The organism is Vibrio sp. J502, from assembly GCF_025397955.1.
Classification (GTDB): domain Bacteria; phylum Pseudomonadota; class Gammaproteobacteria; order Enterobacterales; family Vibrionaceae; genus Vibrio; species Vibrio anguillarum.
Genome location: NZ_CP104555.1, coordinates 338,553 through 351,413 on the forward strand (window position 1 = coordinate 338,553; position 12,861 = coordinate 351,413).

10 protein-coding genes are annotated in these 12,861 nt (G+C 46.1%); 6 read left to right on the plus strand and 4 right to left on the minus strand.

Annotated elements, in window-relative coordinates; translation table 11 throughout:
• Nucleotides 1–74 precede the first annotated feature (74 nt).
• A complete protein-coding gene (locus tag N5E84_RS17340) occupies nt 75–992 on the minus strand; it encodes a GGDEF domain-containing protein (protein WP_019281774.1) in 918 nt (305 codons plus the stop codon).
• 129 nt (nt 993–1,121) lie between these two features.
• Entirely contained in the window at nt 1,122–2,021 is a 900-nt protein-coding gene (locus N5E84_RS17345) for a DMT family transporter (RefSeq protein WP_019281775.1), read from the minus strand.
• Between the two features lie 99 nt (nt 2,022–2,120).
• Between N5E84_RS17345 and N5E84_RS17350 the strand changes: the two genes are divergently transcribed.
• Nucleotides 2,121–2,909: an AraC family transcriptional regulator gene (locus tag N5E84_RS17350; protein ID WP_069212179.1), complete on the plus strand. Its 789-nt coding sequence runs from the start codon at nt 2,121–2,123 to the stop codon at nt 2,907–2,909.
• A gap of 132 nt (nt 2,910–3,041) precedes the next feature.
• On the opposite strand, the gene N5E84_RS17355 is transcribed toward N5E84_RS17350, so the two are convergent.
• Entirely contained in the window at nt 3,042–3,953 is a 912-nt protein-coding gene (locus N5E84_RS17355) for a M14 family metallocarboxypeptidase (protein WP_019281776.1), read from the minus strand.
• Nucleotides 3,954–4,271: 318 nt separating this feature from the next.
• On the opposite strand from N5E84_RS17355, the gene N5E84_RS17360 reads away from it, so the two are divergent.
• The gene (locus tag N5E84_RS17360) at nt 4,272–5,183 is read left to right on the plus strand and encodes a DUF808 domain-containing protein (RefSeq protein WP_019281777.1); all 912 of its coding nucleotides are present in this window, start codon (nt 4,272–4,274) and stop codon (nt 5,181–5,183) included.
• Nucleotides 5,184–5,271: 88 nt separating this feature from the next.
• On the plus strand, nt 5,272–6,420 hold the full coding sequence (gene rlmC, locus N5E84_RS17365) for a 23S rRNA (uracil(747)-C(5))-methyltransferase RlmC (protein ID WP_029388127.1): 1,149 nt from the start codon (nt 5,272–5,274) through the stop codon (nt 6,418–6,420).
• Nucleotides 6,421–6,493: 73 nt separating this feature from the next.
• Here rlmC and pyrC read toward each other — a convergent pair whose 3' ends face one another.
• Entirely contained in the window at nt 6,494–7,522 is a 1,029-nt protein-coding gene (gene pyrC, locus N5E84_RS17370; RefSeq protein ID WP_017047152.1) for a dihydroorotase, read from the minus strand.
• A 208-nt stretch (nt 7,523–7,730) separates the two neighbouring features.
• On the opposite strand from pyrC, the gene N5E84_RS17375 reads away from it, so the two are divergent.
• From N5E84_RS17375 to pepT, 3 genes are all read left to right on the plus strand, one after another.
• On the plus strand, nt 7,731–9,548 hold the full coding sequence (locus N5E84_RS17375) for a hybrid-cluster NAD(P)-dependent oxidoreductase (protein ID WP_019281779.1): 1,818 nt from the start codon (nt 7,731–7,733) through the stop codon (nt 9,546–9,548).
• Nucleotides 9,549–10,135: 587 nt separating this feature from the next.
• Nucleotides 10,136–11,344 (plus strand): NupC/NupG family nucleoside CNT transporter, encoded by a 1,209-nt coding sequence (locus tag N5E84_RS17380; RefSeq protein ID WP_013868046.1) that lies wholly within the window; start codon nt 10,136–10,138, stop codon nt 11,342–11,344.
• Between the two features lie 198 nt (nt 11,345–11,542).
• Complete coding sequence (pepT, locus tag N5E84_RS17385) at nt 11,543–12,775, plus strand: peptidase T (protein ID WP_043004160.1); 1,233 nt, start codon at nt 11,543–11,545, stop codon at nt 12,773–12,775.
• Nucleotides 12,776–12,861 lie beyond the last annotated feature (86 nt).

A 12,861-nucleotide genomic window follows, 5' to 3' on the forward strand; every position in this document is an offset into this window, starting at 1 on the left:
GATACGCGAGTATTTGCTCGTTTTAAGTGATAATTCACATTAAACGAACATTATAGGCTCTTTATGGAACATAGTTATGTTTCTTGGAATGTGGCACATTGATTCCGTCCAGCGAGCTTGGCTTTATAAAGTGCTTTGTCTGAGCGGCGATAAATTTCGAAAAAATCGGCATCGCTACCCGTAATTTCAGAGATACCACAACTGATACTAAAGTGTGCGTCGTTGTCAAAAAATGCGTATGCATAAAATTCTTTACGTAAACGATCTGCCACTTGAAAGGCCTCATGCACATTGGCCTTATGCAAAACAATCAGAAACTCTTCACCACCAATTCTGCCGCAGGCGTCGCCATGGCGTGTGTGCTTTCTCGCCATCTCTGCTAACTGCCAAATCACGTCATCTCCTCGCTGGTGGCCATAGGTGTCGTTTACTAACTTGAAGTTGTCGATATCAATGGCAATACAACTTATCGGATAATGATCACGCTGAGCCAACGTAAATTCATTGCACGCTTCCCGCCACAGCTTGCGGCGATTGTAGAGCTGCGTTAAGTCATCGGTATTGGCCAGAGTGTGTAGTTGCTCTCGCAGTTCGACAATATCGATAATCTCAGTAGAAACACCGATAAGGCCAATCACTTCACCGGTTTGTGTACTTAGAATAGGTTTCTTCATGGCGCGGTAGACGCGTACTTTGGTATCAAATTTTGCTTGTGCACGTTCTTCACTGATGAAAGGCTGTTTGGTATCAAATACCATTTGATCGCTGTGTAAAATATCGGCGAGTAGGTCATCTTGAAAAAAATCATGATCAGTTTTGCCTCTGAGTTCTTCCAAAGTTGTGCCAAACAGTTTAAGTGTTAGCTGATTTGCATACAGATACTCACCTTGGCGGTTTTTTACGAATACGTATGAACCGAGCTCGTTTAAAACAAGCTCATGCAAGGCAAACAAATTATTGCTATACACATCTTCGATGTTATCAAGAATCATTATCTGGCCACCAAATTTGCTAGGTTGCCTAACGGATCTGACGTAAAGGATCCCTCAATACATTTCATTTTTGTTTATTTTTATTCTTCTTCCATAAACATAGCTCGAATCGATGCTAGATGCTCAATTTTATGGTTGTATTGCGCCCTCGATAGCTGTTGTACGGCTTTTTGTCAGTTTTATTTGGGATAAAATAACCCCGGAAATTACCATCGTTCCACCTAAAAGATGGTAGTTTTGCACTGTTTCACCTAACAGGGTTGTGGCAAGCGAAACCGCCACCACAGGTAACAAATTCATAAACATCGCACTAGAGTCTGCACCAATTAAGTCGATCGCTTTTACCCACATCCATGGAGCCAATAAGGATGCAGCGACAGAAGCGTAAGCGATTAGGGGCAGCGAGCCTTCCGTGGGTAGGAGATGTTCACTGGTCAACCATAATGGTGTCAGCATTAAGACAGCAAACAACCCTTGCATATAAATAAGCGTCCAATTGCTTAGCGGCATTTTCCACCGTTTAAGTAACACACAATAAAGTGCGTAAACGGTTGCAGCCACCACCATTAATGCATCACCATGTGTAATATCTTGATGCAAGAAGAAGCTCATATCGCCTTGACCTAGCATAAAAGCAAGCCCTGCGAGAGAGAGGACTCCTCCGACAACACTCAAAGCTGAAATGCGCTTATGGAGCAGAGGGACGCTGATGAACACACTGAGCAGTGGTATCAGCGAAGTGATCAACGACATATTTGATGCAGTAGTTGTTAGCCCTGCGTAATAGCCAAGAGACTGATTCAGTACCATGCCTAACATGGCTAAAAAAGCCAGTTTAGTTAAATGGGGCTTGATGGTTACCCATTGGCGGATCACGGTAGGTAAGCAAAAGGGGGTTAGCAACAGCATCGCGACAAACCAGCGATAAAAACTCATCGCACTTGGTTCAATGGTTTCTGCGGCGAGCTTGTTGATGATAGAGTTACCACCCCAAATTAGAACCGTGAATAGTGGAAGAAGATATACCATGTGAGCCTCGTCGCAAATTGTGCTGTGAAGTATAGTGTGGCAGGTCTCTATAATTATATATATCTCCAAAACGACATTGCGAGCGATAGGAAGACAAGTTTGAAAAAAGCGCCCAGAAATCTTCACCCTTCACTATCGATTGACAGTGCGCCATCGGATGTCTTTATGAATTTCGATGCGTTTTTGTCAAACACAGAAACGCGAACTCATAGCCATCCATGGGGACAAGTGCAGCTAATTTCCGGCGGGATTTTGGAAATGGAAGCGCAAGAAACGCGATTTCTCGCACCGCCTCATCTAGCGATTTGGGTTCCTGCGGGGGTGAAACACTGCAGCTATAATCGTAAGCCAATTGAATATTGTTCGCTCAATATTGATCGGGCTCTCACCCATGGTTTTCCCAAGCACACCAGTTTGATAAAAGTGACGCCCATCGTTTCTGCCATCATTGAGGATTTTCGATCGCGTGAAATCAGTGTGGCTCAAAACGCGCAAGATAAACGTTTAGTTCAAGTATTGCTCGACCAATTGGCAACGCAAGAAACGCAGCATCATTTTTTGCCTTCCACTAATCACAAATATTTAGCCCCGATTTTAGCGGCGGTAGAAGAAAACCCGACCGATGATACGACATTGGCTTTGTGGGCTGAAAAAGTACATACCACAGAGCGAACATTAGCGCGGCATTGCCAAACGGTACTAGGGATGAGTTTTACCGAATGGCGATTAAGAGTACGCTATCTCTATTCCATGGATTTACTGCGCACAGGGCATTCAGTGAAAGAGGTAGCATTAACTCTTGGCTACAACCAAGCCAGTCCTTTTATTACCATGTTTAAAAAATACTCCGGCCAAACGCCGGAACAGTATAAAAATCGCTTGTTATAATATTGCTTAAGCGTATGTAGGCACTTCATCCTGATCAAACTATAAAGAAGTGCCTTAGACTTAATTTGGTAATTTTTTACAACGTCTATTATTCATGAATCCATGACATAGGGGGTTGGGTGTTTTATCGTTTTAGCGGCACACGTAGTCCAAAGCGCCAACAATGGCGGCGACTTGTGCGTCATTACACTCTTGCGCTGTGACTTTTGGGCTATCTGGGTACACTTCGGTGGTGGTGCCGAAGTAGCAATTTGTGATGCCACCGCATAACCCTAACGCTTTCATGGGGTAGTTGATCACCCCTTCTTGAGTTATGGGAGAGCCGATGATCTCGCCTTTACTATCGGCTGGTGCAATGTGCGTGACTTTGCGTACCGATTCAATAATGGCTGCTTGGAATTCTGGCTGCGGATTTTCCGTATCGCCGACAGTATAAAACCCATCGGGAATCGTATCGGCTTCATATCTAATCCCATCGCGCGCTGCTAGTGCAGGACGAAATTCGCTTTCATCACTGTCTGTAGTTTCATGTAAATCAATATGCACCAACACGTCACCTAAGCTTGCGACCCAGCGCATTAAGCTTGCCGACTCTTCGGCTGGGCTATTGGCGTAAAATGAGCGATTAGGGTCAAGCGCTGATGGGTTCCAACGATTGATCGTTTCATAGCCCCAAGGGCTTACGCACGGGGCAACGGCAATGTTGAAATGAGATTGATACTGCTGTGCTTGAGTCGCTAAAAACTGCAACGCGCCGTGCACTCCGCTGGTTTCGTAACCGTGTACACCACCTGTGATCAACACCGTTGGTTTGTCAGGGTTCCATGAGCGACTTTTTAAGGCAAATAATGGGTAGCGATCTTTGTCTATTGATAGTGCACCGTATTGCTCTACCTCAAAATCCGTTGCCAAAGCATTAATCTTCGGCACGACTTCTTGCTGATATTCTCGTTTAATCGTCGTTTGCGCGAGCCACGCTTCGCGTTCGGTTTGCGTCCATTTTTGTCCGGGAGTACCTATAGGGTAATAGTGAGAGTGCTGCATGACATTCCTTTAAATCTCGGTGTAATGGACCAGAAGCTTAATGCGCAGATTAACCTGATGCAACACTCTTACCTTGATACAAGAGCATATATACCCTTCCTACTTTTGAAGCCGCAGCGGTGTTGGCTACGTTCGTTCACCCCAATCACATAGTTTGCCTATGCTCATGGGGACTCACTCACTGCCGCCTACCTGCAACTCCAAGTTGTTTGGGTATAGCTAGCAAAGAGAGACGTGAAACTTTTCATTACACTTGTTTATTGCTTGCTATGGTTGGTGTTACAGTTCTGCTCTTCGAAATAGCGAATGGAGAAAATGATGGCAGGCGCGAGCTTACTTACCCTTCTTGATGATATTGCAACCGTGCTCGATGATGTGGCGTTGATGTCAAAAATGGCCGCGAAAAAAACGGCAGGTGTATTGGGTGATGATTTGGCGCTCAATGCCCAGCAAGTGTCTGGTGTTGCCGCTGAACGAGAGATCCCAGTGGTATGGGCAGTGGCTAAAGGCTCATTTCGCAACAAATTAATTTTGGTCCCCGCCGCCTTGCTGATGAGCTCATTAGCCTCTTGGCTGATAATGCCGCTATTGTTAGTCGGTGGACTTTTTCTCTGCTTTGAAGGGGCAGAAAAAATCTTAGAAAAAGTGTTTCATACCAACCATCACAGCACCGCTGACGCGGATGAGCGCATGCTCACTGACGTATCGATTGATGACTATGAAAAACGTAAAGTCGCTGGGGCGATTCGGACCGATTTTATTTTATCGGCCGAGATCATCGTGATTGCGTTGGGGACAGTGCAAGGCCATAACATGGTGACACAAATTTTGGTGGTGAGTTTGATTGCAGTGGTCATGACCATCGGCGTTTATGGTTTGGTGGCAGGCATTGTGAAATTGGACGATTTAGGTTTCTACCTAGAGCGCACTTCAGATGGCGCAGGGCTGCGTGCTCGCTTTGGTAAAGGGTTGATCAGTTTCGCGCCTAAGCTCATGAAAGCATTAACTGTAGTGGGTACCGCCGCGATGTTTTTAGTGGGCGGTGGCATTGTGGTGCACAACGTCCCTTTTATTCACCACGTGCTTGAACCTGTGATTGCAGCCGTTGCTGAACTCTCTTTATTAGCAGTAGTGATGCCAACCTTGCTTAATGGTTTCGTTGGCTTACTCGCCGGGCTGGCTGTGGTTGCAGTGTGGGGGATGGTGAGTAAATTGAAACCGTCCTATTAATTTTTTTTATGGTTATGATAATCATATTGAATGGTGATTTGCCCGCAGACGAATAGACTAGCGCTTTTCGTTTTTGGCAGTTCCCATTATGCAGTGTGCGTTTTTTGATCAACAGCTGTGCCGTTCTTGTACTCATTGCGCGGTTTCTTATTCAGAGCAGGTGAAGCGCAAAGATTTGGCACTAAAAGCGCTGTTTTCAACGCAGATGCCACAGCAGTGGCTAGAACCTGTCATAAGTGAAGAGACGGGTTTTCGTAACAAAGCGAAAATGGTGGCTCTTGGCGCGGCCCATGCACCGATTTTGGGTGTTGAATCTATGGTTGATGGGCAATCAACGCCCGTGTCCTTGGTGCAATGTGGCCTCTACCCACAAGAGACACAAACGCTATTAACTTATCTACAAGATTGGATCCGTAGCTCGGGCATTCCTCCCTATAATAAAGCGAAGAAGAAAGGCGAACTCAAATACATATTGCTCACACGCAGCGAATATTCAGGTGAGTTTATGCTGCGTTTTGTACTGAGAAGCCGCGAAGCTTTAGGCCGAGTTGAGCAAAACCTCGCGCGGCTTCAGGCGCAGTTTCCAACCATTCGCGTCGTCTCGGTTAACCTTCAACCCATCCACATGGCGCGCCTAGAAGGTGAAGAAGAGATTTTTTTAACCGAGTGTGAGTATTTGATTGAGCAGTTTAATCAGGTGCCTATGGTTATCCGCCCGAAAAGTTTTTTCCAAACCAACCCGCATGTAGCTAAGCAGTTGTACGCGGCGGCGCGTGATTGGGTGAGAGAGATAAACCCAAGTCACATGTGGGATCTGTTTTGTGGCGTGGGCGGTTTTGCCCTACATTGTGCCAGTCCAACTACGGCAGTCACAGGAATTGAAATTGAACCAGAAGCGATCGCCAGTGCTAAACGCTCTGCCAAGACGATGGGCATTACCAATTTAGACTTTGCTGCGCTGGATTCTGCCCAATTCTCACAAGCTCAATCAACCGCGCCTGAGCTAGTGCTAGTCAACCCTCCGCGTCGTGGTTTAGGAGCTGAATTAGTTGAGCGATTGGTGGCTTTATCACCCAAACACATCATTTACTCAAGCTGTAACCCGCAAACGCTGATCACTGATATGCAAGGTATGGTGGGCTACTTACCCAAAAAACTGCAATGGTTTGATATGTTTCCACATACCGATCATAGCGAAGTGATGGTGCTGTTAGAGCGTCAGCCTAAGCTGAGATAAGCGCTGTGTGGTGCAAAAATGATAATGATAAAGAGAGGGAAGCCGCGGCTTCCCTTTTTGATGCATTAATGGGCTATTTTACTGCCCACGCGACCGTTTCACCGGCGCGGATCGGCACCACAATATCTGAGCCAAATGGCATACTTTCAGCAACTGGCCACTCTTCTTTGACCAAAGTAACGGTGTCGTTATTACGGGGTAGGCCGTAAAAATCAGGGCCATTGTGACTGGCAAACGCTTCAAGGTTGCCAATTTTACCAACTTGCTCAAACACCTCTGCGTATAACTCTAAGGCTGCGTGCGCTGTGTACGATCCAGCACAGCCGCAAGCGGCTTCTTTTTTGCCTTTGGCATGAGGCGCAGAATCAGTACCCAAGAAAAATTTCTTATTGCCCGATGTCGCTGCCTGAATCAGCGCAAGCTGGTGGGTGTTGCGCTTAAGGATTGGCAAACAGTAAAAATGAGGACGAATGCCACCAGCAAGCATGTGATTGCGGTTATAAAGTAGATGATGCGCCGTGATCGTTGCCGCTATATTCTGGTTCGCATTTTTTACAAACTCGGCAGCATCGGCGGTGGTGATGTGTTCTAACACTATTTTCAGATTTGGGAAATCATTAACAATAGGAGCAAGCACTGTATCGAGGAAGGCTTTTTCTCGGTCAAAAATATCCACATCGTGAGCGGTTACTTCGCCATGAATCAGCAGCAGCATGCCAACGTCTTGCATCGCTTCCAATACAGGGTAAATATTTTGAGCGCAGGTTACGCCAGAATCTGAATTGGTGGTCGCCCCAGCCGGATAAAGTTTGGCTGCCACGACAGCGCCAGAAGCTTTGGCTTTGCGTATCTCATCAGGTGTCGTGTTATCGGTGAGATAAAGCGCCATGAGTGGCTTGAAAGAATCACGTGGTTTTTGCGCCATGATGCGCTGTTGGTACGCTAATGCTAATTCTGTGGTGGTGATCGGCGGGACCGTATTGGGCATGATCAGTGCGCGGCCGTTGTAGCGACTGATGTCTCGTACTGTATCGGCCAACACATCACCATCACGTAAGTGAACATGCCAGTCGTCTGGACGAGTAATCGTTAATGTTTTCATTGGTTGCTCCCACCGGAAAATAAATTGATTGGAGCTTAAACGGGCTTCGCTTTTAATGTGCGCGCAATCGCTTACGTTTAAGCGACAGGATGATAGAGGAAACAGGGGTGAATTTCATCCTTTTATTTTCCATAGGGTTAGCCAGCTTTGGCGATTTCCATTATCATCGCGTTATAAAAATACCTTCAAAAAAGCATAAGGATAGGCCATGTCGTCAGCTCAACTTTCACAAATTAACGTTTACCCAGTCAAATCGATAGGTGGCCTCTCGCAGTCCACCGCTTGGGTTGAAAAACAGGGGCTGGCTTTTGATCGGCGCTTTATGATCGCGTTAGCTGATGGTTCAATGGTCACTGCACGTAAGTATCCAAATATGGTTAAGGTGAATTCAATACTGGTTGCGGATGGTTTGATCTTCACGGCGGTGAACCAATCTCCGTTAAAACTGCGTTATGCAGATTTCAAAATGCAACCTTCTCCAGCGCAAGTGTGGGACGATAACTTTACCGCTTACACCACAACCGATGAAGCGGATGATTGGTTTAGCCAAGTGTTAGGCCAGCGTGTTGAGTTGCTGTTTACCGGAGAGCAATCAAACCGAATGCGTGAAAAAGTGGGTCACAATGTCAGTTTTGCTGATGGCTATCCAGTGCTGGTCATCAGCCAAGCTTCACTTGATGAACTCAATCGCCGCAGCCCTGAAGTGCACAGCATGGATCAATTTCGTACCAATCTAGTGGTACGAACCGATGAGCCTTTCGCTGAAGACAGCTGGAAGCGGATCCGAATTGGTGAGGTAGAATTTGAAGCGGTAAAACCTTGCGAACGCTGTATTCTCACTACTGTTGATGTGAATAAAGGGGCTTTTCGTCCAACCAAAGAGCCGCTAAGAACCTTGTCACAATTTCGTGCTAACGAAAGAGGTGGGGTGTTTTTTGGGCAAAATTTAGTCGCAAAAAATGAGGGAATGATTCGAGTTGGCGACAGCGTTGAGGTGCTTGAGTACAAAGAGAAAGAGTTTTATCGAGATTTGGGTATGAGTCACCATGTGATGACCTGTGTTGAGCGTGAAGCGATTGCGCGTGATTTTGTCACGTTCTGGCTAGAGCCGAAAAAGGGTGAAATGCCAAATTATCAACCTGGGCAGCACCTACCAATCGAAGTTGTGATCGATGGCGAGAACGCGGTGCGCCGCTACACTTTGTCATCTAGCCCATCGCGCCCGGGTCGGTTAGCGATTTCAGTCAAACGTATTGATGGCGGTAGAGTTTCTAACTGGTTGCTTGATCACTTGCAGGTAGGAAGTACATTGACCACACAATCACCGGATGGCTCGTTTCATCTGTCGACTCAGTACCAACAACCGTTGTTACTGTTGTCGGCTGGAAGTGGCGTGACGCCTATGTTATCGATGTTGCGCTATCTTGCCGATAATCAACAAATTCAAGATGTGGTCTTTTATCATCAATGCCGCAGCGTTGAGGATATTCCTTGCCGTGTTGAACTTGAAGCGCTTAAGCAGCGACATCCGGGGTTGAAAGTCTTCATTTCTCTGACTCAAGCTCCAGTAGATTGGTTTGGCCTGAAAGGCCGGCTCTCTTTATCTCACCTTAAGCAAATCCAACATGTGACTGCTCGCCAAGTGTTTGTGTGTGGGCCTGATGGTTTTATGCAGAAAGCAAAAAGCTTATTGTTGAAAAAAGGGCTTGCGGAAGAATCTTACCACCAAGAAGCGTTTGGTGTGGCGCACACTGTCGCAGCTGAGCTGAAAACGTTACAACTGAGCGTCAATGGCCATGTATTTGAGGGTAATAACCAAACGACCTTATTAGATCAAGCCGAAGCCGCTGGCATTGCGATTGCCAACAGTTGCCGAGCAGGGTTCTGTGGTGCGTGCAAGGTGACTGTGCAGTCGGGCAAAGTGCATCAACCTGACGTGCCAGCACTGCCTGAACATGAGCGTCATCTTGGTATCGCTTTAGCGTGTTGTTGTATTCCTGAAACCGATATTGAGGTTGTAAACTAGTTTTCGCCTCACGCTGTTGCACTACAGTGACTTTGTCCAATAAAAATGCCTCTTGGGTCAGTGTTGACCGCAAGAGGCGTGACGTTGCTAGTGATTTTTATTCGAAACCGTTTCAGTCTCTTCAAAGTGACTCTCTTAAACATAGTTGGCAAAGTGCAGAAATACCAATTATTCGTTTTTATATAGTTAAATTAGTTTAAATTTGTGATGAAAATTCCATATTTTTTTTGTTTGTTTTCCATCCAATCTTGCCTGTGTTTGATGTTTTTTTAGAATAACTGTCGAATAAATGAGCGCTTGAACGTTTGCGTAAAAATATGTGATGAAACTCTCATTTTGTTCGCTATACTTTCCGCCCGGTTATGAGCTGGTGCTCAACCCATACAAGCCGTCACACGGAAATGTGAATGACCCCAAGGACTGGACCAGCTAAGTTCCTCTGCTTGTATAAGGTGATCTTAGATGAACAATATGTTCGCATACCCCTCTTTTTGTCATGCTTTTGTTGTGCAAAAGGGCAATGATTCCTCCTTCGCCAAGTTTTTTGGTTCTACCCTTATTTCCAAATTTCAAACTAGGTAAATACAATGAATATTCTTTTTGGCCTCGTCGGCATTTTAGCGCTGATCGCTTGCGCCTACCTGCTCTCTGAAAATCGATCCTTCATCAATTGGAAAACCGTATCACGTGCTTTATTACTGCAAGTTGGTTTTGCCGCACTGGTGCTCTACTTCCCATGGGGACAAAGCGCACTAGCCAGCATCAGCGGCGGTGTGTCGAGTTTGCTAGGTTTCGCCGATGCAGGAATCCGCTTTCTATTCGGTGATTTAGCCGATTCCGGATTTATTTTTGCTGTTCGTGTTCTGCCTATCATCATTTTCTTCAGCGCTCTTATCTCTGCCCTTTATTACCTTGGTATCATGCAAAAAGTCATCGAGTTTATCGGTGGTGGTATTCAAAAATTTTTAGGTACGAGCAAAGCAGAATCTCTGGTTGCTACAGGTAACATTTTCCTTTCACAAGGAGAATCACCACTGCTTGTGCGTCCCTTTTTGTCGCGCATGACACGTTCAGAACTGTTTGCCGTCATGGCCGGAGGCATGGCCTCTGTCGCAGGTAGCGTGTTGGGTGGCTATGCCGGTCTAGGTGTTGAGCTTAAATACCTTATTGCAGCCAGTTTTATGGCGGCACCCGGCAGTTTGATGATGGCAAAAATCATCGTACCAGAGCGCGATGTTCCACTTGATCAAACCAATATTGAGATGGATAAAGCGCAAGAAAGTAATGTGATTGACGCACTGGCGAGCGGGGCGATGAATGGCATGAAAGTGGCGGTGGCCGTCGGTACAATGCTGGTTGCATTTGTGAGTGTGATTGCGATGGTTAACACTGGGCTTGAAAGTTTCGGTGAGTTATTGGGTTTGAACGGTATAACCTTGCAACTGCTGTTCGGTTATCTATTTTCACCACTGGCTTGGTTGATTGGTGTACCAAGCCATGAAGTCTTGATGGCGGGCTCTTACATTGGGCAAAAAGTGGTGATGAACGAATTTGTGGCTTTCATTGATTTTGTTGACCACAAAGCGCTGTTGTCGGAACACACCCAAGTTATCATTACTTTTGCTCTGTGCGGCTTTGCCAATATTGGTTCTATCGCGATCCAATTAGGCTCTATCGGGGTTATCGCTCCTGAACGCCGTGCAGAAGTCGCGAATTTAGGTATTAAAGCGGTGATTGCAGGTACGCTAGCTAACTTAATGAGTGCATGTCTAGCGGGCATTTTCATTCTGCTTTAAACGCCCTGTTTGCTTCTCTCAATGCTCACTGCGGTGGGCATTTTTGATCCCTTTTTTGAATGATTGACACCTCAGTAATTGCTGAAAAGCTGATTTATAGCAAATTCCGTTTCTGATGAGCGCGTAGTATAGCTTGCAATTAACTGCGTATCCCAACATAGGCGATACGCTGACATGCTAACTTATTGAGTGCTTGCTATGGAAAATCTTGTTGAACGCTTTTTGCGTTATGTCTCTTTTGATACTCAATCTCACCCTGCCAGCCGCCGTTGCCCGAGTTCAGTAGGGCAAATGACGTTTGCCCATACACTGCATGAAGAATTAATCGCATTAGGCTTAACCGATGCTACGGTTGATGAACACGGCTATGTTATGGCGAAGTTGCAATCGAATGTTGATTACCCTGTTCCTGCGATTGGTTTTATTGCACATATGGATACCGCGCCAGACGCGTCAGGCAAACACGTTAAGCCGCAAATTGTGGAGAATTATCAAGGCGGAGACATTGCTTTAGGTAAAGGGGATGAGGTGCTGTCACCTATTCAATACCCGGATTTGCATCAACTGCATGGTTACAATCTGATCACGACTGACGGCACCACACTGCTTGGTGCCGATAATAAGGCAGGCATCGCTGAAATTATGACGGCCATTGAGAGGTTAATTGCTGACCCAAGCATCGCACATGGTGATATTTGTATCGGTTTCACTCCCGATGAAGAGATCGGCCGGGGCGCGGACTTATTTAATGTGGAGAAGTTTGGCGCACAGTGGGCTTATACCATTGATGGTGGTCCGGTGGGTGAGTTGGAGTATGAGAATTTCAATGCGGCGAGCGCCGATGTCATTTGCTATGGCGTGAATGTTCACCCTGGGACCGCGAAAGATAAAATGGTGAATGCCATCAACATCGCCGCACAATTTCAGCTTATGATGCCAGCCGATCAAACCCCAGAGACCACGCAGGGCTATCAAGGCTTTTACCATTTAAAATCCGCAAAGATGAGTGTGGCTCGCTCAACCTTGGGTTACATTATTAGAGACTTTGAACGAGAAGGCTTGGAAGCTCGTAAAGTGTTTATGCAGCAGCAAGTGGACCAGTTAAATGCCCGTCTTGAGAAAGGACGAGTTGAGTTGGTCGTGACGGACAGCTATTTCAATATGAAAGAGATGGTCGAGCCTCATCCACAAGTCATTGAACTGGCTAAACAAGCCATGATTGCTTGTGATGTTGAACCGCTGATCAAACCTATTCGAGGTGGTACGGATGGTGCGAGGCTCTCATTCATGGGCCTGCCATGCCCTAATATTTTCACTGGCGGTTATAATTTTCATGGTATTCATGAGTTCATTACCATTGAAGGGATGGAACAAGCGGTAAACGTGATTGTAAAACTGGCTGAAAAGACAGCGTTGGCGAATCAACACTGATAACAAATTTTTCCTTTCGCCAATCTCAAAGGGAGTTTCTCTTCCAAAGCTATGACAGGGCGCATAATAATTGCGCCTTATGCCGA

Bases quoted from the DNA above. Each gene is read 5' to 3' on its own strand.
- N5E84_RS17340 (WP_019281774.1), bottom strand. From the start codon at position 992: ATGATTCTTGATAACATCGAAGATGTGTATAGCAATAATTTGTTTGCC.
- N5E84_RS17345 (WP_019281775.1), bottom strand. From the start codon at position 2,021: ATGGTATATCTTCTTCCACTATTCACGGTTCTAATTTGGGGTGGTAAC.
- N5E84_RS17355 (WP_019281776.1), bottom strand. From the start codon at position 3,953: ATGCAGCACTCTCACTATTACCCTATAGGTACTCCCGGACAAAAATGG.
- N5E84_RS17360 (WP_019281777.1), top strand. From the start codon at position 4,272: ATGGCAGGCGCGAGCTTACTTACCCTTCTTGATGATATTGCAACCGTG.
- rlmC (WP_029388127.1), top strand. From the start codon at position 5,272: ATGCAGTGTGCGTTTTTTGATCAACAGCTGTGCCGTTCTTGTACTCAT.
- pyrC (WP_017047152.1), bottom strand. From the start codon at position 7,522: ATGAAAACATTAACGATTACTCGTCCAGACGACTGGCATGTTCACTTA.
- N5E84_RS17375 (WP_019281779.1), top strand. From the start codon at position 7,731: ATGTCGTCAGCTCAACTTTCACAAATTAACGTTTACCCAGTCAAATCG.
- N5E84_RS17380 (WP_013868046.1), top strand. From the start codon at position 10,136: ATGAATATTCTTTTTGGCCTCGTCGGCATTTTAGCGCTGATCGCTTGC.
- pepT (WP_043004160.1), top strand. From the start codon at position 11,543: ATGGAAAATCTTGTTGAACGCTTTTTGCGTTATGTCTCTTTTGATACT.